This window comes from Dietzia maris, from assembly GCF_036287335.1.
GTDB classification, from domain to species: domain Bacteria; phylum Actinomycetota; class Actinomycetes; order Mycobacteriales; family Mycobacteriaceae; genus Dietzia; species Dietzia cinnamea.
The window spans coordinates 2,630,742-2,654,957 of record NZ_CP143053.1; the positions used below are offsets into that span (position 1 = coordinate 2,630,742).

Sequence of the window (24,216 nt, forward strand, 5' to 3'; positions counted from 1 at the left end):
CAGGACGTGATCAATCCCGACTTCCCCCTGTGGCTGCGAGCCTCGCACCTGATCAACTTCATCCTGATCGGCATGTTGCTGCGCTCGGGCTGGGAGATCCTGTCCTCGATGCCGCGGCTGTGGTGGCGCAACGACTGCAAGCCCGGAACCGAGTGGTTGCGCTTCACTCGCCGCAGGCTGCCGAAGGAGGAGGGCGTCTACACGTCCCTGATGGACGAGAAGTCGCTGTCCCCGCTCATCGGGTTACCGGGCCGGGAGAACATCGGGCTCGGACGGCACTGGCACGGGATCTCAGTGATGCTGTGGGTACTCAACGGTCTGATCTACGTGGTGTTGCTGTTCGCGACCGGGCTGTGGCGTCGGATCATCCCCACCTCGTGGGACGTCTTCCCGCAGGCCTGGGAGTCGATCCGGATGTATATCGGGCTCCGGGCTCCCGCGATCGAGCACTTCGACCCGTACGACGCCGCCCAGATGCTCGCCTACACCGCCGTCGTCTTCCTCCTCGCCCCGCTGCTCATCCTCACCGGCGTGGCCATGGCGCCGGCGGTCCGCTCGCGGTTCCCCGGGTACGTCAAGCTCTGGGGCGGACACCAGGGAGCCCGATCGCTGCACTTCCTGTTGATGGTCCTGATCACGGCGTTCATCGTCATGCACGTCGGCCTGGTATTCCTCGTGCACGCCGAACACAACCTGGTGCACATGGTGTTCGGCACCACCGACACCTCACGCGCCGCGCAGGCCTTCACCATCACCATCGCGACCATCGTCGCGGTGGTGGCGTTCTGGATCGCGCTGAGCTACTGGTCACTGGCCGACCGGGCCCGGGCGCAGCGGTTCACCGCCGGAGTCAGCGAGATCGGGCGGCGGATATTCCTCAACCGGTTGCGGCCGCGGATGAGCCGACAGACGACCTACACCGACGAGGACATCTCGGAATTCCACTGGACCAACGGCCTACCGCCCACCGCGGACGAGTCACCCGAGTGGGTGGCGGCCCGGGAGGACGACTGGTCGGGTTACACCGTGACCATCGGCGACGACCTCTCGGGCGCGACGAGAACCCTGAGCCTCGACGATCTCGCGGAGCTCCCGCGCACCTCCTACGTGGCCGTGCACACCTGCATGCAGGGCTGGTCCGCCACATCCCGCTGGACCGGGGTGCGTCTGCGCGACCTGCTCGAGCTGCTCGGCCCCAGGCCCGAGGGTGCGAACTACGTGCTGATCGACTCCTACGGATTGGCGCAGAAGATGTACGACAACCGGCCGAGGGAGCCGTTCTACGCGGTCCTGGACCTCGAGACCGTCTACGAGGACGACACGATCCTGGCCTTTGAGCGCAACGGGCACCCCGTGGAGACCCACCTCGGCGCCCCGGCACGCCTGCGGGCGGAGTCCAACCACGGATACAAACACGTCAAGTGGGTCCGCTCCATCCGGTGGATCGGCGACTACGCCGACTACGGTGACGGCCGGGGCGGAACCCGCGAGGACTCCGCACTCCAGGCGTTCAACGGAAGGATCTGACGTGCCCGAGATCGTGTCGTGCCGCTTCGAGGTCAGCGGGGTCCGGACCGACAAGGACGTCAAGAAGGCGCTGCAGACGCTGTACGACATCTTCGCCGACCACGGCCTCGGCCAGGCCACCTTCGAGATCACCGCGGGCCAGCACGCGCAGCTCGTGGTCAAACACGTCGACACCGTCCGCCCCGACCCGGAGATCATCGACCGCGCCCTCGCTCGGGCGGGCGATTTCCGCGTCGTCTCCTCCCGGCTCCATTCGCCGGACTGAACCGACCGCCACGAGAAGAGACCCGGTCATGGCCCGCAACCCGGTCCGGCGCAACTGCGCCCATCCCCACTCCTGCTCGGAGGAGACCCGGCTGCAGGTCCTGGCCGAGTCCCCGCTTACCGGCAGTCTGACCCCGGCCGAACACCGTGCCCTGGACAGACACTTGTCCGCCTGGTCCTGGGCGGAGGGCGATCCGCTGATCATCGCCGGGGATGAGGTCCACGGCTCATACCTGGTGGTCTCGGGGCGCGTACGGGTCACCCGTGACACCGTCGAGGGGAACGAGATCACGGTCGACATCGCCGCCCCGGGCGATCCCGTGGGCCCGCTGCGCACCGAGACCGCCGTCGCGATGGATTCGGCCTGGGCGATGGAGACCACCTGTGCGCTGTTCCTCCCCGCCGAGGCCCTGGCGGAGGTCGTCGGGAACCACCCCCGTTTCGCGCTGGCGGTGCTGCTGCAGCAGCAGGAGCGCCTCGAGCAGGCGCGCGAGCGGGAGATCCGGCACGCCACCCGACCGGTGGAACAGCGGGTCGGTTCGGTGCTGCGGTACCTCGACGACAAACTCGGCAGTAGACAAAGCGACGGCTCGAGCCTGCTCCAGGTCCGACTGCGACGCGACGACATCGCGGGACTCGCCGGCACGACGGTCGAGTCCGCCTCTCGCGTGATGGCTCGCCTCAAGAAGGCGGGCATCATCGACTCCGGCCGCGAATGGGTGTCGATCCTCGACCGCACCGCACTCGATCGTGTGATCGACGGCAACTAGCCGCTCACCTCGAGTTTTTCGTTGATTGACCGGGGTCAAGGAAGTCCGCTCCCCCTCCTTCTAACGTCAGTGGTGCACGTAGGGAACGTGCAAGAACCACAGCCTCGAAGGAGAGGGATCACCATGAGTGTCCGCGAACAGATCAAGAGCATCGTCCTCCGCTCGGACGAGTTCTCGTGCCCGTCGTGTATCGCGAAGATCGAGAACAAACTGAACGGCCTGGACGGCGTCGAGTCCGCCGAGGTCAAGTTCGCCTCCGGACGGGTACTGGTCGACTACGACCCGGGAGTCGTCTCCGTGCGGGATCTGGTCGCAGCAGTCGCCGAGGTCGGTTACGCGGTCAAGCCGTCGGCGTTCTGACACCCACCACCGGCCGCACGTCAGAAGAGGAGAACAGGCAATGTTGAAGTCACGGGGGACATGGGGCGTGGTCGCGGCCTCGGGTCTGCTCATCATCGCGTCGTGGCTGGTCGGTCGATTGACCTCGGCCGAGACGGTCGCGGACGGGCTGATGATCGCCGCCGCCGTCGTGGCCGGCTACCGGATCGCCGTCTCGGCGGTCCAGGCACTGCGCGTCCGGATGATCTCGATCGACCTGCTCGTCGTGGTCGCGGCCGTCGGCGCGATGTTCATCGACAACTACTGGGAGTCGGCGGCGGTCACCTTCCTGTTCGCTCTCGGCAAGGCGCTGGAGCGGGCGACCCTCAACCGCACCCGGCGGGCGCTGTCCGACCTGGTCGACTCCGCGCCCGAGACCGCCACCGTCCTGCGTGACGGGGAACCGGAGACCGTCGAGGTGTGGGAACTCGAACCCGGCGACATCGTGGTGGTGCGCAACGGCGAGCAGGTCCCCGTCGACGGCCGCGTCATCTCCGGCAACGGCGGAGTGGACGAGGCCACCATCACCGGCGAGTCCGTCCCGGCGGAGAAGTCCGAGGGTGCCGAGGTATTCGCCGGAACCTGGCTACGCTCGGGAGTCCTGCGGGTCGAGGCCATCGGCATCGGGGCGGACACCACTCTGGCCCGGATCGTCCACCGCGTCGAAGACGCCCAGGACGACAAGGCCCGCACCCAGACGTTCATGGAGAGATTCTCCCGCTGGTACACCCCGGCGGTGATGCTCGCGGCGCTGATCGTGGGTCTGCTCCCCTGGCCGCTGGTCGCCACCATGGACAACATCGAGTTGGCGCTGACCCTGCTGGTGATCGGCTGCCCCGGCGCCCTGGTGATCTCGATCCCCGTCTCGATCGTGGCCGGCATCGGCCGCTCCGCCAAGGACGGCGTCCTCATCAAGGGCGGCGAGTACCTCGAGAGTTCAGCGAGGGTCGACGCCGTCGTCGTCGACAAGACCGGCACCCTCACCAACGGCCGACCGGTGCTGACCGACGTCGACATACTTGACGACGACTACTCCCGTGAACAGGTCCTCCTGCTGGCTGCCCGCGCAGAGACCGCGTCCGAGCACCCGCTCGCAGAGGCGATCATCTCGGGCGCCCGCGGGGCCGGACTGGAGGTCGACCTGGTCGAGGCTGCCGCGCCCGTCGCCGGCAAGGGCATCCGCGCCGAGGTGGACGGCCGTGTGGTCTCGGTGGGCTCCGCGGATCTGCTCGACCACCGACCTGACAACGCACGGATCCTCGAGCTCAACGAACAGGGCAGGACCGCGATGTTCGTCGGGGTCGACGGCCGGGCCGTCGGCATCGTCGCGGTGGCCGACACCATCCGGGACGATGCCCCGGCTGCGATCCGCGCCCTGCACGACGCCGGGATCCGCGTGGTCATGGCGACCGGGGACGCCGAGCGGGTCGCCCGCAACGTCGGCACCGAACTCGGGGTCGACGAGATCCGCGCCGAGCTGATGCCGGAGGACAAGGTCGAGATCGTGAGGGAGCTGCAATCCCGCGGTCACACCGTGGCCATGGTCGGCGACGGGGTCAACGACACCCCGGCGCTGGCACTGGCCGACATCGGCGTGGCGATGGGGGCCGCCGGATCGCCCGCCGCGATCGAGACCGCCGACATCGCGCTGATGGCCGACCGCCTCCCCCGCCTGCCGTATGCGCTGGGACTCGCCAAGCGCACCGTCCGGACAATGCGGGTCAACATCGCTATCGCGCTCATGACCGTGGCCGCCCTGCTGGCGGGGCTGTTCCTGGGTGGGGTGACCATGTCGGTCGGCATGCTGGTCCACGAGGTGTCGGTACTGGCGGTGATCGCGATCGCCATGCTGCTCCTGCGACCCACCCTCGCGAAGGGCGGGGCGGGGACGCCGCGACGGGGAAAGAGCCTCGACCTCGGAATCGGGGATCAGGCGACGGTCAGGGCGTGATGCGGCAGCGTGTGACCACCTCGCGAGCTCGAGACCGGGCCCCGGAGAGGTGAGGCATACGACGAAGGCCGCCCGCAGTACGCGGGCGGCCTTCGTGTTGAGAGTACCGGTGGGGGGACTCGATCCCCCGACCTCACGATTATGAGTCGTGCGCTCTAACCAGCTGAGCTACACCGGCATGCCCTGCCAGTCGGGCGATCGAGCCGCCCCGCACAGTGCGAGCCCCCTGTCGGAATCGAACCGACGACCTTTTCCTTACCATGGAAACGCTCTGCCGACTGAGCTAAGGGGGCGGGCTACGCTCTGCGGTTGATCTCCCAACCGCTCGGCGCTGAAGCCTTTAGCAGATTACACACACCGTCGAACGCGGCACAAATCGGCCGGTCGGGGGCCCGATCCGCAGTCCGTTTGGACACGGCCACGGCACGGCCACGGGACCGCTGCAGGGTGGCCCGGCACGGCCGCTGGCAGGATGGGCGGGTGCGCATCTCCGTGGTCATCCCCGTTCTCGACGACGCCCGCGAGCTCGAGGGCTGCCTGGCCGCGCTCGCCGCGCAGACACGGGCCCCCGACGAGGTCGTGGTGGTGGACAACGGCTGCTCGGACGACAGCGTCGCGGTGGCGCGGGCCGCCGGTGCCCGCGTGGTCGACGAGCCCGTGCGCGGCATCCCCGCAGCGGCCGCCGCCGGCTACGACGCGGCGACGGGCGACGTCATCGCCCGACTCGACGCGGACTCCCGCCCCGGCCCCGACTGGCTGGCACGGATCGAGTCCGCGTTCGCCGCCGATACCGAGCTCGTGGCGGTCTCGGGGCCGGGCGAGTTCATCGGGCTCATCGGGTGGCGTGCCCGGGCGGCGAAGCTGCTCTACATGGACGCGTTCTTCCTGTCCGTCGGCTCCGCGATGGCCCACCCGGTGTTGTTCGGCTCGAACCTGGCGATGCGCCGCAGCGCGTGGGAGCGGGTCCGCGACGGGGTCGACCGCACCGATCCGGAACTGCACGATGACATCGACCTGTCGTTCCAGTTCGGCGCCCGCGACCGGCTGTGGGTGGACCGTTCGCTCGCCGTGGGCATCTCGGCCAGGCCGTTCGACGACCCCGCCGCGATGCGCCGTCGCTTCTCGCGGGCGTTCCGCACGATCTTCCGGAACTGGCGCACGAGCCCGCCGTCGCAGCGGTGGCTGGAGCGCGTCCAGCGTTGATCCGGCGCGGCGCCGGCCACAGCGGGGCGGGCGGGGGCGGGCGGCTCCAACGGCTCGAGCACTCCGCCAGCACACGCGCTGCCGGACTGCCCGCCCGGCTCACGCCCAGACGAGCACCGACCAGAGGATCAACTGCGTCACGCAGAAGCCCGCGAGCATGTTGAGCACCAGGAAGCGCTTCCAGCCCTCGTTGGTCGCCTCGGCCGTGGCGTCGGTGACCCGCCCGTAGGCGGCCACCGTGGCGAGGTACGGCAGGATCGCGAACGCCGCCCCCGAGGCCGGCCACGGCGCCGCTATCAGCAGCACCAACACGGCGGCCGCGTAGCATGCCAGCGCGAACCACACCGCGGCCCGCGCGCCGAGCACGGTGGCGACCGACTTCAGGCCCGCCTCGCGGTCGAAGCGCACGTCCTGTACCGCCCCGAACGCCTGCGAGGCCGCGCCCCACAGCATGAACGCAATGAGGCACGCCCACACGCCGCCGCTGAGCTCGGCCCCGGCGATGGTCCAGCCGACGATTGCCGGGGACACGAAGTGGAACGCCGACGTCACCGAATCGAGGAACGGGATCTCCTTGAACCGCAGCCCCTTGGCGCTGTAGGCGATCACCGCGAAGGCACTCGCCGCCAGCCACAGCGACGACTCCAGCGTCCCGACCACCGCGAGGTAGACCAGGAACGGCACCGTCGTCACCGCGGACGCCACGAGAGTGGGCGTGTGCAGGGAGCGGTCGAGCACCGCGCCCTCGACGCCGCCCTTGCGGGGGTTGCGCAGGTCGGACTCGTAGTCGAAGACGTCGTTGATCCCGTACATCGCGAGGTTGTACGGCACCAGGAAGAAGACCGTCCCGATCACGCCCAGCAGGTCGAACCCACCCGTCGCAAGGAAGTACGCTAGCGCGAACGGGGCGGCGGTGTTCACCCACGACACCGGGCGGGACGACCAGAAGAGGGTGGTGAGCAGTCCGGGCGGCGCGGGCCGGCCGGGGCTGCGGACCTCGTCGTCGTCGCCGCCTCGTCCCGGCGCGTCACCCACCACGGCGCCACCCCCGGGAGCGGCCGCTGGCGAGCCCCCGACGGCGGCGGCCGCGGAGCTCGGGGCGGCCCGGCCCGCCGCCAGCGCGCGAGGCCGGGCGGTGAGCGTGAACCACACCGACGGCACGAACACGGCCGCGGCGATCGCGTAGGAGAAGTCCTCGATCGGCGCCACGCCGAGGCGGATGCCGCTGGTGAGGGCGTCGTCATAGGCCACGAGCCCGGCGGCGATCATGATGTTGTCGAAGATCGCCGTGAGGACGAGCAGCACCACGAGCGAGCCGCCGACCCCGATGAGCCAGCGCCGCCGGTCGTCGCCGCGCAGGCGCCACAGGGCGATGAGCGCCGCCGCGACCACGGGGATGGCCATGGTGAAGTTGATGGTCGAGTAGATGTTCACTGGCGCTCCCCCGCGCGCCGCGCCGAGACGTGCTCGACCGCCGTCACCACACCCGTCGCGCACACGAGCGCCAGGTGCGACAGGAACGCCAGGAACACGACCTCCTCGAGCGGGATCTCCGGCGCCACGAGCAGCCCGGTCATGAAGTCGGTCTGCCCGCGAAAGAACACGCCGCTGCGCACGCCGAGTACGTCCCACGTCAGCAGCAGCGCCACCGACGCGGTCACGGCGAGCGCGGTGGCCGCCGGGGCGCGGAACGCCGCGAGCTTCCAGCGGTGGTCGATGACGAGGATGCCCGCGAACGAGATGGCCTGGACCGCCAGGTACGCCAACCCGATCACCGCTCGAACACCGTGCCCCCGCCCGACGCCGCGCCCCCGCCGGCGGCGGCCCGATCGAACACCGTGCCCCCGCCGGGCTCGGCCACGGGCGCCGTGCTCGTGTCCCCGCGGACGTGCTTGAGCACGAGCTCGGCGCTGATGAGGCACATCGGCAGGCCGATTCCGGGGATCGTCGAGGCCCCCGCGTAGAACAGGCCGTCCACGTGCTTGCTCAGGTTGCGGGTACGGAAGAACGCGCTCTGCGCGAGCGTGTGCGCGGGCCCCAGCGCCGTGCCGCGCCAGGCGCCGAGGTCGGCCTCGAGGTCGGCGGGCGCGATGGTGCGCCGCACGACGACCCGCTCGGCGAGGTCGTCGGCGCCCGTCCACTCGGCGATCTGGGCGATCGCGCGGTCGGCGGCGGCCTCGATCACCGCGTCACCGGCCCCGTCCACCCCGCCGTGGCCGAGGGACGGGTCGGCGGGGATGGGGACCAGGACGAAGAGGTTCTCATGGCCCTCCGGCGCGATCCCGGCTGCCGGGTCGGTGTCGGTGGCACTGGGTCGACAGACGTAGAGCGACGCCGGGTCGGGGATGTGCGGGTCGTCGCCGAAGATCGCGTCGAACCCCTCCTCCCAGCGGTCGGTGAACAGCAAGGTGTGGTGTGCGAGCTGCGGCAGTTCGCCGCGCACGCCGAGCAGGATGAGCAGCGCGCCCGGCCCGGGCGTCTTGGCGTCCCAGTATTTCTGCGGGTACGTGCGGAGGTCCTCCGGGAGCCACCGGGTCTCGAGGTGGTGGAGGTCGGCGGCGCCGACGACGAGGCCGGCCGGCAGCGTCCGCTCCGCCCCTTCCCGGTCGCGCACCCTCAGCCCCTGCACACGGGGGCGCGCCCGGCCGCCCCCACGCCCGGCGGCGCCGGCGGATGTGGTGACCAGTTCGATCGCCTCGGTGCCCGTGTGGATGCGCACCCCCTGCTCCTCGGCCACCCTGCGCACGGCGGCGATCACCTCGGTGAACCCGCCCCGCGGGTAGAGGACGCCGTCCGTGAGGTCGAGGTGGCTCATGAGGTGGTAGATCGACGGCGCCAGGTACGGCGAGGAGCCCAGGAACACTGCCGGATAGCCGAGGATCTGCTGGATGCGCCGGTCGGAGAAGCGCCGCGACACGTACGAATGCAGCGGCTGCACGAGCCTCGCCACCAGGCTGCCGGCCCGGGCCACGACGTCCGGGCGCACGAGCGCCGGGTACGACGTGAAGTTGGTGTAGAGGAACCGCTTGAGCGCCAGGTCGTACGTCGTGCGCGCCGAGTCGAGGTACTTCCCCAGCACCCGTCCGGCGCCGGCCTCGAGCGACTCGAACAAGGCGGTCGAGGCCGCGCGATCCGAGCGGATGTCGACCGACTCGGGGCGGTTCTCGAAGTACACGCGGTACCCGGGGTCCAGGCGCACCAGGTCCAGCTGCTCGTCGGCGGAGGTGCCGCACAGTCGGAAGAAGTGGTCGAACACCTCCGGCATGAGGTACCAGGAGGGCCCGGTGTCGAAGCGGAACCCGCCGGCCGACCAGCTGCCCGCGCGGCCACCGACCTGATCGGTGGCCTCGACCAGGGTGACGTCGCGGCCCTCGCGGGCGAGCAACGCGGCGGTGGCCAGGCCGGCGATGCCGCCGCCCACCACCACGACGGGCCCGTCCGGGGCGTGCCGGGGGCTCATCGCGCCACCGCCCCGTCGCCGACCGGGCCGCCGTGCGCGGCGCCGCCACGGCCGGCAGCCGCCCGGCCGCGGCCCGCGGCGGCCCGCCCGAACACCACGAGCTTCACCGGATCGGGCACCCGCACCCGGCCCGCGCTCACGCCCGCCGCGCCCGCCGCGCGGATGCGGTCGTTGAGCTCGGCGAACAGGTCGTGCGCTGCCGCCACCGCCAGGCGGTCGCGGCCCGGGATCCGGTCGATCGCCGCCCGCGCGACGCGCAGGTCCGCGTCCACGTCGTCGGCCAGCTCGCGCACGTCCTCCTCCGTCAGGGCCCGCGGGTCCCGACCCGGCAGGTAGTTGCGACCGAGTTCCAGCGAGTCCTCCCGGATGTCCCGGAGGAAGTTCACCTTCTGGAACGCCGCACCGAGTGCGCGCGCTCCCGCGGCCATCTCGTCGTCGTCACCCAGTCCCCCTCCGGCGAACGTCCGCAGGCACATCTCCCCGATCACCTCCGCCGACCCGTGGATGTACCGGCGCAGCGACTCCTCGGTGTGCTCGGTGACCTCTAGGTCGGCCTCCATCGAGTCGTAGAACGGGTCCACCAGGCGTGCGTCGATCCCGAACCGACGCGCGGTGTCGGCGAACGCGTGCGTCACCGGATCCGGGTCCAGGCCCCGGTCGATCGCGCGGTGCGTGCGGCGCCGCGCCTCCGCGATGAGCTCCCGCGCGGCGACCGGGTCGTCCATCGCGCCGTCGACCACCTCGTCACCCACACGCGCCCACGCGTAGATCGCCGCGACGTGCGGGCGGGTCGCGGGCGCGAGCAGACGGCACGCCAGCGCGAACGACGTCGAGTACCGGCGCAGGATCACCTCGCTGCAGCGGCGTGCCGCCTCGGTGAACTCCGCGTGCGGGCTCTGCTGGGTCATCGGGTCCTCTCCAGGGCGGTGGCCAGGTGCGATTCGAGCGCCTCGCGGACGGCCGGCGGTACGGCCGGCGAGTCCAGGGCGGCGCGGGCGGCGGTGACGAGGTCCTCCGCGATCCCCAGGGCGTACTCCCGCGCGCCGCATTCGCGCAGCAGCTCGCGCGCGGTGTCCGGGTCGGGGTCGGACCGGTTGAGCGCGGCGTCGATCCGCGGCCACGCCCCGGTCGTTCGCGCGTACGCGAGCAGCACGGTCGGCGCGCGGCGGACGAGGTCGCCGGAGTTGGACTTGCCCGTCACGGCCGGGTCGCCGAACACGCCCAGCACGTCGTCGACCACCTGGTACGCGGTGCCGAGGTGGCGGCCGGTCTCCCGCAGCGGGTCGACGATCTCCCGGGGCGCGCCGGCGAGGACCGCGCCCAGCACGAGCGGCAGGCACACCGAGTAGGCGGCGGTCTTGGCCGTGCCGATCGCCAGCGCCCGCTCGCACCCGGCGGGGGCGTCCTCCGACGCGCCGTGGACGTCGGCGTACTCCCCCGCCACCGACGCGACGACCGCCCGGTGCACCTCGTCCAGCACACGGTGCAGCGTCGGCGCGGGGACGGGCAGGCGCGCGAACTCGGACATCGCCGCCACGAGCAGCAGGTCCCCGCCGAGCAGCCCGCCGACCATTCCCAGGTGCGCGGCCGACTCGGCGGGCAGTCCGCGCTCGGCGGCCCGCGCCGTGGTGCGGCCCTGCAGGTTCGGCTGGCCGCGGCGGTGGTCGTCCCCGTCGGCGAGGTCGTCGTGGACGAGGAACGCCTCGTGCAGCAGCTCGAGGGCCCGGCCCGCGGCGGCGCGCACGGCCTCGTCGCACCCGCCGGTGGTGGTGTACACGACGTCGAACAGGGTGGACCGCATGCCCTTGCCGGCGCGCGTGGTCCGTCCCAGGTCGCCGAGCCAGTCGTCCACCCCCCGCCCCAGTCCGGGCGGCAGCGCGCGGGCGGTGATCCGATGGGCGGCGGTCATCGAAACGAGTGTCATGTCGGGTTGTTCGGAGCCGGGGCCGTCGTGGATACGTCTCACCTCGATTCTGCTCGACGAGATGCGGCGTGACGGGTCGGGGACGTGTCACCGGAGCCGCGCGTGCCCACATTTTCACGGATGTGCGCGCGACGTGCCCCGAAATGCACGAAGACCCCCGCTTGTGGCAGGGTCTCGCGTGCCAGATGATGGATTCGAACCAACGTAGGCATAAGCCGACGGATTTACAATCCGCTCCCTTTGGCCGCTCGGGCAATCTGGCGTGCACCCTCAAGGGCGCTACGACACGATACAACGCACACGCCCCCGGGTGCCAAATCGGGGTGGTCAGGGGTGGTCCGACGGGGCGGGTAGCCTGGCCTGGTCGGTTCACCACCCCCTACGTCAGGAGTGCGCCCATGGCCTCGGAGTCCTCGTTCGACATCGTCTCGGAGTTCGACCGCCAGGAGGTCGACAACGCCCTCAACCAGGCCGCCAAGGAGCTGGGCACCCGCTACGACTTCCGCGGCACCGACGCCGCCATCGAGTGGAAGGGCGAGGACGCCGTCGAGATCACCGCGAACTCCGAGGACCGGGTCCTGGCCGCCAAGGACGTGTTCATCGAGAAGCTGGTGCGCCGCGGGTTGAGCATGAAGGCCCTCGAGGTGGGCGAGCCGATGGCGTCGGGCAAGGGCTACCGCCTGGTCGGGTCGCTCAAGCAGGGCATCGACAAGGAGAACGCCAAGAAGATCACCAAGCTCCTGCGCGACGAGGGGCCGAAGGGCGTCAAGGCGCAGATCCAGGGCGAGGAGATCCGCGTGTCGTCCAAGAAGCGCGACGACCTGCAGGAGTGCATCGCGCTGCTCAAGGGCGCCGACTTCGACGTGGCGCTGCAGTTCACCAACTACCGCTGATCGGCCGGGCCGTGGGCTCCCCGGGCGCGGTCGGCCGCCAGTGCCGCGCCGCCGCGATGGTCGCCGTGGTGGGCCTGTCCCTGCTCGCGGGGTGCGCGTCCGGTGGCGACGACGACGAGGGCGGCGACCTGACCGTGTTCGCCGCCGCCTCGTTGAGCGGGGCGTTCACGGAGATCGCGGAGCAGGTCGAGAGGTCCGAGCCCCGTGTGTCGATCCGGCTGAGTTTCGGCGGGTCCAACGGCCTGGTCGACCAGCTCGCCGGCGGCGCCCCCGCGGACGTGTTCGCCGCCGCGGACGTCGCGACCATGGACCGTGCCGTCGACGCCGGGCTGGTCTCCGGCGACCCCGCCCCCTTCGCCACCAACGTGCTCACGCTCATCACCCCGCCGGGCAATCCCGCGGGGATAACCGGGCTCGACGCGTCCCTGGACGGCGCCCGGGTGGTCGTCTGCGCGGACGGCGTGCCGTGCGGGTCCGCGACGCGGGAGCTCGCCGAGGCGGCCGGGGTCGAGTTGCGTCCCGTGAGTGAGGAGTCCGCGGTCACCGACGTGCGCGGCAAGGTCGCCTCGGGGGAGGCCGACGCCGGGATCGTCTACGTCACCGACGCGCTCGCGGCCGCCGACCGGGTCGAGCAGGTCCCGATCGCCGGGGCCGACACCGTGCCCAACGTGTATCCGATCGCCGTCGTCGACCGCGCTGCGGACTCCGGGCCCGCCCGCCGGTTCGTCGACGCCGTCACGGGTCCCGCCGGGCGTGCGGTGCTGGCCGAGCACGGGTTCGGCCCGCCGTGACCCGGCCGCCGCTTCCCCGGTGGCTGCTCGTCGCCGCCGCGGTGGCCGTGCTGGTGGCGGCCCTGCCGCTGGCCGGGATGGCGGTGCGCGTGCCGTGGACCCGGGTCCCCGAATTGTTGACCTCCGAGGCCGCCCGCGACGCCGTGTGGCTCAGCCTGCGCACGTGTGCGCTCTCCACCGTGCTGTGCGTCCTGCTGGGGACCCCGCTGGCCGTGCTGCTGTCCCGAAGTGGTGGGCCGCTGGCGGCCGTGGCCCGGACCGTGACGGCGCTGCCGATGGTGCTGCCCCCGGTCGTGGCGGGCCTGGCGCTGCTCATCACGTTCGGCCGCACGGGCGTGGTGGGCCGGCATCTGTCAGTGCTGGGGGTCGAGGTCGGGTTCACGACCGCGGCCGTGGTGATCGCGCAGACCTTCGTGGCGATGCCGTTCCTCGTGGTGGCGCTGGAGGGCGCGCTGCGGTCGGTGGACGCGCGGCTCGAGCGCACGGCCGCCTCGCTGGGCGCCTCCCCGTCCCGCGTCCTGGCGACCGTGACGTTGCCGCTCGTCCTGCCCGCCCTGGTCGCCGGGGCGACGATGTCGTTCGCCCGCGCGCTCGGCGAGTTCGGCGCGACCCTGACCTTCGCCGGCTCCCTGCAGGGCACCACCCGGACCCTGCCGCTGGAGATCTATCTCAGCCGCGAGACCGACACCGAGACCGCCCTCGCCCTGGCCGTCGTCCTCATCGCGGTGGCGGCGGTGCTCATGGTGCTCTCGGCGCTGGTCGCCCGCCGGGCGGTGTCGGGCCGTGACTGACCCGTCCCCCGCCGCGGCTGCCGCCGCGCCTGCCGCCGAGCTCGCCTGCCGGGTCACCGCCCGCGACGTCGACCTCCGACTCACCGTCCCCGCCGGCCGCCGCCTGGCGATCGTCGGACCCAACGGCGCGGGCAAGTCCACGGCGCTGTCCCTGCTCGCCGGGCACCTGCGCCCCGACTCGGGCGAGGTCCGCCTCGACGGCCGCGTCGTCAGCTCGCCCCGCACCCATGTGCCGGCGCACCGTCGCCGCGTCGTCGCGCTCGAGCAGCGTCCCGGCCTGCTGCCGCACCTCACCGCTCTCGACAACGTGGCGTACGGCCCCCGCGCCCGCGGCGTCCGCAGGCGCGACGCCCTCGCCCGCGCCCGCACCGAGCTCGAGGCCGTGGGCTGCGCGGACCTCGCCGGCCGCCGCCCGCACGAACTGTCCGGAGGGCAGGCCCAGCGAGTGGCGCTCGCGCGCGCGCTGGCCGTCGACCCGGAACTCGTGCTGCTCGACGAGCCGCTGGCCGCACTGGACGTGGAGGTCGCCCCGGAGATCCGGCGCCTCCTCGCCGATCGGCTCACCGGCCGGGCCGTGGTCATGGTGACCCACGATCCGCTCGACCTGTGGGCGCTGGCCGACGATGTCGTCGTCGTCCTCTCCGGCCGCGCCACCCAGTCGGGCACGGTCGAGGAGGTCCTGTCGCGCCCGGCGTCGGACTTCGCCGCGCGACTGGCCGGCGTCTCACTGGTGGAGGGGATCGTCGACGACGACGAGGTACGCACCCCCGGAGGCGACGCCGTGGCCGGGATCCGCGCGAATGCCGCCACCGGCTGGCGGAGCGGGGTGCGGGCGGTGGCGACGGTCGATCCGCGGGCGGTGGCCGTGCACGCCGCCCCCGCCGACACCCCGTCAGTCTCGGATCCGGGCCCGGCCGGCCCTGCCGCTCCCGCCGGTCTCCTCGGCCCAGCCAGCCCTGCGTCCGCGCGTTCGCCTGCCGCGAGCCCGCGGAACGCGTGGCCTGCCCGCGTCGTGTCGTTGGCTCCGGCCGGGGCGCTGACGCGCGTGACCGCGGAACTCCGGGACGGCCAGCGGGTCGACGCGGAGATCACGACGCGATCGGCCGCCGAACTCGCGCTCGGGCCGGGCGTGCCCGTCACGCTGGTCGTCAAGGCCACCCAGGTGGTGCTCTACCCGCGCGGCTGACCCGGCCCGCCGCGCCGCAGCCCCGCCGCCGCACCACCGGCCCGCGACAGCGCCTGTTCGCCCGCCCTTGCAGTGTGGTCGTCACCATCCAGGAATTGGTGGTAGTCATCGTGCTGAATCGGCCTTCGGAGCGAGATGGCTACGACCTAAAATCGCAGTGGTTACGACCGTATCGAGTAGTAACGCCCTCTCGGGCCGTCGCGTGCCACAACCCCCGCCACGGAACTGCCCGCTGGACCGCTCAGAGGCGAATCCGGCGCGCTTCGCTCATCCCGCACATCCCGCCCGACAGCCGCCCCTCGCGATGGCGTCTCGCGCGCACCGGCGGGCAGGCCAGACGCCATCGTGACGCGCGGCTGTCCACGGGCCGTGCATCGCCGGGAGCGAGACGCCAGGCCCGGGAGCGGCTGCGCTGCACCGGCCGCGCACGCGGACCGCCGCACGCGGACCGCCGCACGCACACGCCCGGTCAGCGCCGGCCGCGGTCTCTCAGCCGCCGCGGCAGCTCAGCCGACGCGGTCGACCGTGAAGCGCACCAGTCGGCGCAGCGCCTCGTTGGCGGGGCCGGCGGGCAGGGCGTCGAGCTCGGCCATGGCGTCGTCGACGTACTTCTCCAGCGTCGCCCGCGCGCGTCGCATGCCGTCGGAGACACGGAGCAACTCCAACGCCTCCGCGACCTCGGCGTCGTCGGTGAGCGGCTGGGCCAGCAGGTCGCGCAGTCGCGGACTGTCGGGCGAGCCGGCCTCCATCGCGTAGATCATCGGCAGGGTGTGCACGCCCTCGCGCAGGTCGGTGCCGGGGGTCTTGCCGGACTCGGCGGACGGGGAGGCGATGTCGATGATGTCGTCGGCGATCTGGAACGCGATCCCCACCGCGTCGCCGAACCTGCGCAGCCGCGCGATCTGCTCGCCGGTCGCGCCGGAGTACTCGCCTCCGAACTGGGCGGCGGCGGCGATGAGCGACCCGGTCTTCTCCCAGATGACGCGCAGGTAGTGCTGGGCTGCGTCCTCGTCGCGGCCGCCGACGCCGGGCCCGACGGTCTCGCGCATCTGCCCGGTGACCAGTTCGGCGAAGGTCTGGGCGATGAGCTGGACGGCGGCGGGACCGAGGTCTGCCAGCAGCATGGACGAGTGGGCGAAGAGGAAATCGCCGGCGAGGATCGCGGTGGAGTTGTCCCACCTGCTGTTGGCGGACTCGACGCCGCGGCGCATGCTGGCCTCGTCCATGACGTCGTCGTGGTACAGGGTGGCGAGGTGGATCATCTCGCAGACGACGGCGGCCTTGACCAGGCGCTCGTGGTCGGGCTCGGGCCCGATCTCGCCGGCGAGGAGGGTCACGATCGGCCGGAAGCGCTTGCCGCCGGCGGTGACGAGGTGAAGGGCGACCTCGGAGAGGAAGTCCTCGCCGCTCTCGAGCCGGCTGACCAGCAGTTTCTCAACCTCGTCGAGTCGCCCTCGCAGGGCGGCGGCGAGGTCTGCGTCACCGACGTCCACGCCGGCCACCACGTGGTCCGTCGCCGTGTCCGCGGTGCCGGTCGTCACTGAATCGCTCGACATCCCCACTCGTCCTCGTCGCCTGGTGCGGGTCGGCATCGACCGGCCCTTCCCGACAGACTACGGTCCCGGCCCGGCGGCTGCGGCACCCCACCCCGCCCGAGGTGCCGGCGACCGTCGCGCCCGCCGACCTGCCACCATGGTGCGTATGGAGTCCCGGCGGCGTCTTCCCTCTTCGACCGATGTCCTCGTGGTGGGCTGTGGCCCGGCGGGGGCGGCGACCGTGACGTGGTTGGCGCGGGCGGGTCGCGAGGTGACGGTGCTCGACGCCGCGGAGTTCCCGCGCGACAAGACGTGTGGGGACGGCCTGACGCCGCGGGCGATGCTCGAGGTGGACCGGCTGGGCCTGGGCGGCTGGGCGCGGGACCGGATCACCATCCGCGGCCTCGAACTGCGGGGCTTCGGCCACGAGCGGCGGGTGCCGTGGCCGGCGGGCGAGCACGGCGGCACGGGGTCGGCGGTGCGGCGGACGGTGTTCGACGACCGGCTGCGGCAGGCGGCGGTCGAGGCCGGCGCGGTGGTGCACGACGGCGTTCGGGTGACGGGCGTGGAGAGGGGCGACGACGACGAGGTGGCCGCCGTCCTGGCCGGGGACGATCGCGTGGAGTGCCGGACATTGGTGGTGGCCGATGGCGTGAGGTCGCCGGTGGGTCGTCTGCTGGGTCGCACCTGGCATCGCGACACGGTCTACGCCGTGGCGGCGCGGTCGTATGTCGGATCCGCTCGGCACGACCATCCGTGGATCGGGTCCGATCTCGAGCTGCGCGACGAGGCGGGTGCCATCCAGCCCGGCTACGGGTGGGTGTTCCCGCTCGGCGACGGCGAGGTCAACCTCGGGGTGGGGGCGCTGGCGACGTCGGCGCGCCCGGCGAACGTGGCCGTCAAGGAGCTGCTGCGGCACTACGCCCGTAGCGTTCGCGACGACTGGGCGTTGGAGAGTGAGCCGCGGGCGGTGACGTCGGCGCTACTGCCGATGGGCGGCGCGGTGTCGGGGGTGGCGGGTCGCAACTGGGCGGCGGTGGGTGATGCGGCGGCGTGCGTGAACCCGCTCAACGGCGAGGGCATCGACTACGCACTCGAGGGCGGAAGATTGCTCGCCGAGCTGATCCTCGCCGGCCACGGCACGGGCTCGGGCGGCGTCGATGCCCGCACCGAGCCGCTCACGCACGCGTGGCCGGAGGTGCTGCGGCGGACGTACGGCGAGGCGTTCGCGATCGCCCGGGACGCCGCCCGGTTGCTCACCTACCCGCGGTTCCTGCCGATGGCCGGCCCGGTGGGGATGCGCTCGCAGACGTTGATGACTGCGGCGGTGCGCTGCATGTCCAACACGGTGGCGGACTCTGACCGCGACGTGGTGGCGCGGGCGTGGCGGGCGGCCGGGTCGGTGGCCCGCAGGCTCGACCGGCGCCCGCTCTTCGCCGACTGACAGCGCGCCGCACCCCGGGCGGACGGCCTCCGCCGGCGGACCGAGGGCGCGGACGGCGTCAGGCGGGGCGGCGGGCCAGATGGATCGCGGCGATGCCGCCGGTGAGGTTAGTGACGCTGCAGCGCTCCCAGCCGCTGGCCTCAACCATCTCGAGCAGTGCCTGCTGGTCCGGCCAGTCGCGGATGGACTCGGCCAGGTAGACGTACGCGTCCGGGTTGGAGGACACGCTCGTCGCGATCTTGGGCAGCGCCCGCATGAGGTAGTTCATGTAGAGCGCACGGAACGGCGGGAAGACTGGCGTGGAGAACTCCACCACCGCCAGCCGCCCACCCGGCTTGACCACGCGCGCCATCTCCCGCAGACCGGCGGCGGTGTCCTGGACGTTGCGCAGGCCGAAGCTGATGGTCGCGGCGTCGAAGGAGGCGTCGGCGAACGGCAGCTTCATCGCGTCGCCCGCGACCTTGGGCACGTCACGACCCGCGCCCGCGCGCAGCATGCCGAGCGAGAAGTCCGCGGCCACGCACCACGCGCCGGACTTGGCCAACTCGACGGTCGACACGGCGGTGCCGGCGGCCAGGTCGAGGATCCGCTCCCCCGGCCGCGGCGCGAGCAGCGACCGGGCCCGGCGCCGCCACACGTGGTCCATGCCTCCGGACAGGATCGTGTTGGTCAGGTCGTAGCGCTTCGCGACGCCGTCGAACATCGACGCGACGTCGCGGGGCTGCTTGTCGAGATTGGCGCGGGACACGCCCCCGACGCTACCCGGCCCGGCCGAGGCCCACGCGGACCCGGCCCGCGGAGGAGCCGACGCGGCCCGTGGACGAGCGGGCGCCGGCGGCGGCGTAGTGGTCGAACAGCTGTCCGCAGACGGCGTCCCAGGTGCGCCCCGCGACGGTGGCGCGGGCGGCGGCGGCCAGCCGATCGCGGTCGGCGAGCACGGCGTCGAGGGCCGCGGAGACCTCGGCGGCGTACCGGCCCGGGTCGAGCAGGACGCCGTTGACGCCGGCCTGCACGAGATCGCGCGGGCCGCCGGCGTCCGGGCCGATCACCGGCACGCCCGAGGCGTGGGCCTCCTGGATGGACTGGCAGAACGTCTCGAACTCGCCGGGGTGGCAGAACACGTCGAGCGTGGCGTAGGCACGCGCGAGGGCCTCGCCGTGGAGCTCGCCGGTGAAGACCGCGTGGGGCATGGCGGCCTGGAGTACGGGGCGGTCGGGTCCGTCGCCGACGACGACGAGTCGGACGTCGCCGCCCGGGCCGGAACCGTCGGCCAGTGGCCGGAGGCGCTCGACGCGCTTCTCCGGCGCGAGCCTGCCGACGAATCCGACGACGGGCCGCCCGTCCGGGGACCACAGCCGGTGCAGGGCCGCGCTGCGCCGGGTGGGCGAGAACCGCTCGGCGTCGACGCCCCGCCCCCACCGGTACAGGCGTGGGACGCCGTGGGCGGCCAGGTCCTCCATCGCCGCGGTCGACGGGGCGAGGGTGCGGTCGCAGGTCGCGTGGATCGCCCGGGTCCAGGCCCACGCGGCGTCGGCGAGGACGCCGATCCCGTAGGCGTCGGCGAAGCCGGCCACGTCGGTCTGGTACACCGCCACCGAGGGCACGCCCAGGGCGCGGGCCGCGGCGGCACCGGCGGCGCCGAGCACGAACGGGGACGCCAGGTGCACCACGTCGGGTGCGAAGTCGCGCAGGGCGTTGTACACGCTGGGGCTGGGCGCCCCGACCGGCAGCGAGGACACCGCCGGCACCCGCACGGCCGTGACCCGGTGGACGGGGTAACCGAGGTGGTGGTCGGGGTCGGGCCCGTCGGACGCCGGCCGGCCGAGGTAGGGCGAGACGGCGCTGACGAGCGGGTGCGCCTGCACGGCACCGGCCGCGCCCTGCCAGAAGCCGACCTGGTCGGAGGGGGCGACGACGAGGCAGTCGTGGCCGTGTCGGCGCGCGTACTCCAGCACGCGCAGGACGGAGTTGGTGACGCCGTTGACGTTCGGCAGGAACGATTCGGTGACGATGGCTACGCGCACGCCCTCACTGTCGCCCGGCCCGGCCACGGGCCGGTGATCAGCGCGGGTCGGTGCGGGGAATTCGTGGAATCGCCCGGTGAACCCCCGGTGACGCGGCGGCGTAGGCGAGCGCGGCCAGCGGCACGACCACCGCCGGGACCGACAGGGCGGGCACCACGGCGACGGTCCAGCTGCGGCCGGAGACCCGGACGAGGTCGGGGTTGGCGCGGCGGAACTCCACCTGCACGCGCTGCCCCTCCACCAGGCCCGTCGGGTAGAAGACGCCGGTCACCGGGCGCACCGTCCGGCCGCCGCCGGCGTCGAACTCCACCGCGGCCCGCCGGTCGGTGACCTCGGTGACGGTGGCCGTGGCGCTGCCCATGTCCCGGTCGATGCGCTGGTCGTTGACGAAGCACGCCAGCAGGATGAGGACGGCCGTGAGCACGGAGAACGCCGCCGCGGCCGCCGCCACCACCCGCACGCCCTGCCGGGCGTACACCGCGCGACGGGCCCGACGCGCGGAGACGGTGCCCGTGGTCATTCGGGGTCCGAGGCCCCGGGCCCGGTCGCGCCGGACCCCGCGCCGCCGGGTGCGGTGGTACCGGGCGCCGAGGCCCCGGGCTCGACGGCCTCCGAGCGCAGGGCCGCGTGCAGCTCACGCAGGCCCTGCCGGTCGGTGCCCACCCGCACCACGCGCAGGCCCTCGGGGACGATGTCGTGGTGCGCGACCGGCACCGACGGCTGCGCGAGGATCGCCTCGAGCCCGGCGGGATCGGTGTCGGTGAACGGCACCCCGGCGCCCGCGCAGATCGCACCGAGGTTCGCGCCGTGCGGGGTGCCGAAGACCCGCTCGAAGTCGGCGGCCAGCCGCGGATCGCCCTGCTCGAGCAGGGAGAAGATGCCGCCACCGTCGTCGTCGGCCACCACGATGAGCAGATCCGACGGGTGGCGCTCACGGGGACCGAGCAGCAGCCCCGAGATGTCGTGCAGGAACGTGAGGTCACCCAGCAGCGCCACGGTGCGACCGGGCGCCGACAGCGCGACACCGATCGCCGTGGACACCGTCCCGTCGATCCCCGAGGCGCCGCGGTTGGCGTACACGGACACGTCGGGGTCGATCGGCCCCACGAAGGACAGGTCCCGCACGGCGTTGGAGGCGCCCACCACGAGGTTGTCCCCGGCCCGCACGCCGCGGGCCACGGCGCGGGCCACGTGTAGGCCCGTCGGGGCGCCCGCGTCCAGGTGCTCGTCGAGCAGCCGGTCGACGGCCGCGCGGGCGTGGGCGTCGGCACGGGCGGTGGTCTCGGTCCACGACCGCTCGACCCCCCAGCCGGTGAGCACGGAGTCGGCGAGCTCGGCGGCGCTGCCCGTGGGATTGGGCGAGCGCGGGCCCGCGTCGAGGATCACCAGGTCGACCTCCGGGTCGGCCAGCAACCGCGTCACGGAGCGGTGCAGCGTCGGCCGGCCGGTGACCACCACCTGCTCGGGCCGCAGCGACGATATCGCCAGCGGGTGCACCGGATGCAGCGGGACCGGCGCCCCGGGCTCGGCGACCGTCGGGACGCCCACCAGCCCGGAGACCGGAGCCGCCCCCACCCCCGAGACGACCAACGTGGGCCGCGTGAGGTCCACCGCCACCGCCGAGGCGGCGGGAGCGGAATCGACCCCCGCGCCCGCCCGCTGCACCCACGGACGACCGCCCGGGCGCCCCTCCGGCAGACCGCGGGAGCCGTCGCCGGGGTCCACCTCGTCGTCGTACCCCCCTGGGCCGCCACCGAGGACGAACTCCTCGTCGCCCTCGCCCGGCACCAGCGGCTCGCGGAACGCGATGTCCACCTGCACCGGGCCCGGGTCCGCGGCCGCGGTGGCCGTGAGGATCGCGCGGCCGATCGCGGAGCGCCAGTGGCGGTGCTCGGTGACGGGGTCGCCGGCCGCGCCGAGCTCGATCACCGCGCGCGCGTGCGGACCGAACAGGCCCACCTGGTCGATGGTCTGGTTGGCGCCGGTCCCCCGCAGTTCCGGCGGACGGTTGGCCGTGAGCGCCAGCACCGGCACGCCGGAATGGGCCGCCTCGACCATCGCCGGATGGAGGTTGGCGACCGCGGTGCCCGAGGTGACGACGACGGGGACCGGCCGCTTCGAGCCCAGCGCGAGTCCGAGCGCCGTGAACCCGGCACCGCGCTCGTCGATCCGCACGTGCAACGCGATCCGACCGGCCCGCTCCGCCGCGGCCAGCGCGAGGGCGAGCGGGGCACTGCGCGAACCCGGGCACAGGACCGCGTCGGTGATCCCGTGGCGGACCATCTCGTCCACCAGGACACGGGCCTGCGCGGTACTGGGGTTGCTCGGCGTGGCAGTCATCGCCCCCAGCCTAGTCGGGCGAGGTCGACCGCCCCGCCGCATCCGTGAGCCGCCCACCCATCGCCGCCAGCGTCTCGCGCAACGCCTCCGGCGACTCCACGACGAACTCACCCGGCAGCCTGGCGAGGTACCACGCCAGCACGTCGAGGTCGGCCGCCCCGGCCTCCAGCCGACACGCCGGGCCGTCCGGGTGCTCCGCGGGGCGCAGCTCGGTGACCGTGGCGTACATGGGCGGGAACAGCTCGACCACCTCCTCCGAGGGCGCGAACACCGTCACCCGCGCCACGTGCGAGTAGGGCGCCGCGGTGACCGCGTGTTGGACGTGCGCCGCCGGGTCCGGCACGTCGGCGCGCGGCGTGAAGCGCCACCGGCTGCGGTGCACCGCGCGGATCCGGTCCAGCCGGAACGTGCGCCAGTCCGCGCGCTCGAGATCAAAGCACAGCAGGTACCAGCGCCGGCCCAGCACGACGATCCGGTACGGCTCCACCCGCCGCTCGGTCTCCCGCCCCGCGCGGTCGCGGTAGTCGAGCCGCACCTGCTCCGTGCCCCGCACCGCGTGGCCCAGGTCGAGCAGCAGACCCGGCTCCACCGGGGTGTCCGCGCCGGCGACCGCGACCATCGACTCGGTGACGTCGGCGACCCGCTCCCGCAGGCGGCCGGGCATCACCTGGTCCAGCTTGGTCAGCGCGCGCAGGGCGTGCTCCCCGACCCCCGCCACCGCGCCGCCGGCCGCCAGACGCAGGGCGATCGCGACGGCCACCGCCTCCCTGTCGTCGAGCAGCAGCGGCGGCAGGCGACGACCCGATCCCAGCCGGTAGCCGCCGCCCGCACCGCGCTCGGACTCCACCGGATAGCCCAGGTCCCGCAGGCGGTCCACGTCCCTGCGGACCGAGCGGGTCGTCACGCCCAGCTCCGCCGCCAACTCCTCGCCCGTCCACACCGACCGACGCTGCAGCAGGTCCAGCAGACACAACACGCGCTGGGTGGTGGGCATCCGGTCCTCGCTCATCGCGAGCCCCCGTTCGTCGCCGGGTCATCCGTCATGACGGAAGTGTTCCACGGCCAGCGGACCGGAACTGTCCGGATGGGGTGCGACGCTGTCCGCAGCCGACCTCGCAAGGAGAAAGCCATGACCGCCACCCACACCCTCGACTGGACCGACCAGCTCGTCGACCAGATGGACCGACACTGGACCACCCAGCTCCGCCCGCGCCTCGAGGGGATGACCGACGACGAGTACCACTTCTCGCCCGCGCCCGACGAGCGGACCTGGGACGTGCGTCCGCGGGGCACCAGCCGGGCACCGATGCAGGGCGGAGCAGGCGATCACACCATCGACTTCGAGTTCCCCGAACCCGTGCCCGCGCCGCTGACGACCATCGCGTGGCGGATCGGCCACCTCGTCGTCGGCGTGTTGGGCGCCCGGTGGCACTCCCACTTCGGCGGCCCCCCGCACGACTACATGACCCACACCTACGCCGGCGACGCCGCCGGCGGTCTGGCCCAGCTCGACCTCACCTACGCCGCCTGGATGAACGGCGTGCGAGGGCTCGACGCCGAGGCGCTCGCCCGGCCGATCGGTGAGGCGGAGGGCCCGTGGGCCGAGTACCCCATGGCCGCCCTGGTCCTGCACATCAACCGCGAGGTCATCCACCACGGCGCCGAGATGTGCCTCCTGCGCGACGTGTACGCGCACACCCACTGATCCGTTCGAACGCGCCGCCCGCCACACACA

Annotated in this window: 23 protein-coding genes and 3 tRNA genes; 12 read left to right on the forward strand and 14 right to left on the reverse strand. The window is 73.0% G+C overall.

The features are described 5' to 3' along the window. Positions 1 to 6 precede the first annotated feature (6 nt). The 5 genes from VYL96_RS12130 to VYL96_RS12150 all read left to right on the forward strand — a co-directional run bounded on the left by VYL96_RS12130 (position 7) and on the right by VYL96_RS12150 (position 4,890). Positions 7 to 1,527: a molybdopterin-dependent oxidoreductase gene (locus VYL96_RS12130; RefSeq protein WP_007631776.1), complete on the forward strand. Its 1,521-nt coding sequence runs from the start codon at positions 7 to 9 to the stop codon at positions 1,525 to 1,527. Position 1,528: 1 nt separating this feature from the next. Further along, positions 1,529 to 1,792, forward strand: a complete 264-nt coding sequence (locus VYL96_RS12135; RefSeq protein ID WP_007631774.1) for a hypothetical protein — start codon at positions 1,529 to 1,531, stop codon at positions 1,790 to 1,792. 28 nt (positions 1,793 to 1,820) lie between these two features. Then, positions 1,821 to 2,561: a Crp/Fnr family transcriptional regulator gene (locus VYL96_RS12140; protein WP_131886247.1), complete on the forward strand. Its 741-nt coding sequence runs from the start codon at positions 1,821 to 1,823 to the stop codon at positions 2,559 to 2,561. A 123-nt stretch (positions 2,562 to 2,684) separates the two neighbouring features. Continuing rightward, complete coding sequence (locus tag VYL96_RS12145) at positions 2,685 to 2,921, forward strand: heavy-metal-associated domain-containing protein (protein WP_007631771.1); 237 nt, start codon at positions 2,685 to 2,687, stop codon at positions 2,919 to 2,921. Between the two features lie 43 nt (positions 2,922 to 2,964). Further along, on the forward strand, positions 2,965 to 4,890 hold the full coding sequence (locus VYL96_RS12150) for a heavy metal translocating P-type ATPase (protein ID WP_081470562.1): 1,926 nt from the start codon (positions 2,965 to 2,967) through the stop codon (positions 4,888 to 4,890). Positions 4,891 to 4,994: 104 nt separating this feature from the next. Here the strand turns inward: VYL96_RS12150 and VYL96_RS12155 are convergent. After that, a tRNA-Met gene (locus VYL96_RS12155) sits at positions 4,995 to 5,068 on the reverse strand. A 42-nt stretch (positions 5,069 to 5,110) separates the two neighbouring features. Beyond that, positions 5,111 to 5,183 (reverse strand) — tRNA-Thr (locus VYL96_RS12160). 187 nt (positions 5,184 to 5,370) lie between these two features. Between VYL96_RS12160 and VYL96_RS12165 the strand changes: the two genes are divergently transcribed. Then, positions 5,371 to 6,093: a glycosyltransferase family 2 protein gene (locus VYL96_RS12165; protein WP_131886246.1), complete on the forward strand. Its 723-nt coding sequence runs from the start codon at positions 5,371 to 5,373 to the stop codon at positions 6,091 to 6,093. Between the two features lie 99 nt (positions 6,094 to 6,192). Here the strand turns inward: VYL96_RS12165 and VYL96_RS12170 are convergent, their stop codons facing one another. The 6 genes from VYL96_RS12170 to VYL96_RS12195 form a co-directional block, all read right to left on the reverse strand. Beyond that, positions 6,193 to 7,527 (reverse strand): C(50) beta-cyclic carotenoids biosynthesis protein LbtBC, encoded by a 1,335-nt coding sequence (locus VYL96_RS12170; protein ID WP_131886245.1) that lies wholly within the window; start codon positions 7,525 to 7,527, stop codon positions 6,193 to 6,195. Next, positions 7,524 to 7,868 carry a lycopene cyclase domain-containing protein gene (locus tag VYL96_RS12175; protein WP_131886244.1) on the reverse strand — a complete coding sequence of 115 codons (345 nt, stop codon included), beginning with the start codon at positions 7,866 to 7,868 and terminating at the stop codon, positions 7,524 to 7,526. The genes VYL96_RS12170 and VYL96_RS12175 overlap by 4 nt, the downstream gene beginning before the upstream one ends. Continuing rightward, positions 7,865 to 9,553: a phytoene desaturase family protein gene (crtI, locus tag VYL96_RS12180; RefSeq protein ID WP_131886243.1), complete on the reverse strand. Its 1,689-nt coding sequence runs from the start codon at positions 9,551 to 9,553 to the stop codon at positions 7,865 to 7,867. The genes VYL96_RS12175 and crtI overlap by 4 nt, the downstream gene beginning before the upstream one ends. Next, the gene (locus VYL96_RS12185; protein ID WP_131886242.1) at positions 9,550 to 10,461 is read right to left on the reverse strand and encodes a phytoene/squalene synthase family protein; all 912 of its coding nucleotides are present in this window, start codon (positions 10,459 to 10,461) and stop codon (positions 9,550 to 9,552) included. Before VYL96_RS12185 ends, crtI begins: the two co-directional genes overlap by 4 nt. Beyond that, positions 10,458 to 11,462, reverse strand: coding sequence for a polyprenyl synthetase family protein (locus VYL96_RS12190; RefSeq protein WP_243699765.1), 1,005 nt, complete (start codon positions 11,460 to 11,462; stop codon positions 10,458 to 10,460). Before VYL96_RS12190 ends, VYL96_RS12185 begins: the two co-directional genes overlap by 4 nt. A 194-nt stretch (positions 11,463 to 11,656) precedes the next feature. Further along, positions 11,657 to 11,739 (reverse strand) — tRNA-Tyr (locus VYL96_RS12195). A gap of 136 nt (positions 11,740 to 11,875) precedes the next feature. Between VYL96_RS12195 and VYL96_RS12200 the strand changes: the two genes are divergently transcribed. Genes VYL96_RS12200 through VYL96_RS12215 form a run of 4 tightly spaced genes read left to right on the forward strand, consistent with a single transcriptional unit; the run spans position 11,876 to position 15,138 of the window. Beyond that, positions 11,876 to 12,370: a YajQ family cyclic di-GMP-binding protein gene (locus VYL96_RS12200; RefSeq protein WP_007630882.1), complete on the forward strand. Its 495-nt coding sequence runs from the start codon at positions 11,876 to 11,878 to the stop codon at positions 12,368 to 12,370. Between the two features lie 11 nt (positions 12,371 to 12,381). Then, positions 12,382 to 13,161 carry a molybdate ABC transporter substrate-binding protein gene (gene modA, locus VYL96_RS12205; RefSeq protein ID WP_131886240.1) on the forward strand — a complete coding sequence of 260 codons (780 nt, stop codon included), beginning with the start codon at positions 12,382 to 12,384 and terminating at the stop codon, positions 13,159 to 13,161. Beyond that, positions 13,158 to 13,952, forward strand: a complete 795-nt coding sequence (locus tag VYL96_RS12210; protein ID WP_131886239.1) for an ABC transporter permease — start codon at positions 13,158 to 13,160, stop codon at positions 13,950 to 13,952. The genes modA and VYL96_RS12210 overlap by 4 nt, the downstream gene beginning before the upstream one ends. Then, complete coding sequence (locus VYL96_RS12215) at positions 13,945 to 15,138, forward strand: sulfate/molybdate ABC transporter ATP-binding protein (RefSeq protein WP_131886238.1); 1,194 nt, start codon at positions 13,945 to 13,947, stop codon at positions 15,136 to 15,138. Before VYL96_RS12210 ends, VYL96_RS12215 begins: the two co-directional genes overlap by 8 nt. Positions 15,139 to 15,644: 506 nt before the next feature. Here the strand turns inward: VYL96_RS12215 and VYL96_RS12220 are convergent. After that, complete coding sequence (locus VYL96_RS12220; RefSeq protein WP_061228440.1) at positions 15,645 to 16,694, reverse strand: polyprenyl synthetase family protein; 1,050 nt, start codon at positions 16,692 to 16,694, stop codon at positions 15,645 to 15,647. 145 nt (positions 16,695 to 16,839) lie between these two features. On the opposite strand from VYL96_RS12220, the gene VYL96_RS12225 reads away from it, so the two are divergent. Then, positions 16,840 to 18,117: a geranylgeranyl reductase family protein gene (locus VYL96_RS12225; RefSeq protein WP_243699764.1), complete on the forward strand. Its 1,278-nt coding sequence runs from the start codon at positions 16,840 to 16,842 to the stop codon at positions 18,115 to 18,117. 58 nt (positions 18,118 to 18,175) lie between these two features. Here the strand turns inward: VYL96_RS12225 and VYL96_RS12230 are convergent, their stop codons facing one another. The 5 genes from VYL96_RS12230 to VYL96_RS12250 are packed head-to-tail and all read right to left on the reverse strand — an operon-like array spanning position 18,176 to position 23,490. Further along, positions 18,176 to 18,865: a demethylmenaquinone methyltransferase gene (locus tag VYL96_RS12230; protein WP_007630702.1), complete on the reverse strand. Its 690-nt coding sequence runs from the start codon at positions 18,863 to 18,865 to the stop codon at positions 18,176 to 18,178. 10 nt (positions 18,866 to 18,875) lie between these two features. Then, entirely contained in the window at positions 18,876 to 20,141 is a 1,266-nt protein-coding gene (locus tag VYL96_RS12235; protein WP_131886236.1) for a glycosyltransferase family 4 protein, read from the reverse strand. A gap of 37 nt (positions 20,142 to 20,178) precedes the next feature. Next, the gene (locus tag VYL96_RS12240; protein ID WP_131886235.1) at positions 20,179 to 20,661 is read right to left on the reverse strand and encodes a DUF3592 domain-containing protein; all 483 of its coding nucleotides are present in this window, start codon (positions 20,659 to 20,661) and stop codon (positions 20,179 to 20,181) included. Next, entirely contained in the window at positions 20,658 to 22,481 is a 1,824-nt protein-coding gene (menD, locus tag VYL96_RS12245) for a 2-succinyl-5-enolpyruvyl-6-hydroxy-3-cyclohexene-1-carboxylic-acid synthase (protein WP_131886234.1), read from the reverse strand. Before menD ends, VYL96_RS12240 begins: the two co-directional genes overlap by 4 nt. A gap of 10 nt (positions 22,482 to 22,491) precedes the next feature. Next, a complete protein-coding gene (locus VYL96_RS12250) occupies positions 22,492 to 23,490 on the reverse strand; it encodes a helix-turn-helix transcriptional regulator (RefSeq protein WP_131886233.1) in 999 nt (332 codons plus the stop codon). A 120-nt stretch (positions 23,491 to 23,610) separates the two neighbouring features. Here VYL96_RS12250 and VYL96_RS12255 point away from each other — a divergent pair, with 120 nt between their 5' ends. After that, complete coding sequence (locus tag VYL96_RS12255) at positions 23,611 to 24,186, forward strand: DinB family protein (RefSeq protein ID WP_109149267.1); 576 nt, start codon at positions 23,611 to 23,613, stop codon at positions 24,184 to 24,186. The last annotated feature ends 30 nt before the right edge of the window (positions 24,187 to 24,216 follow it).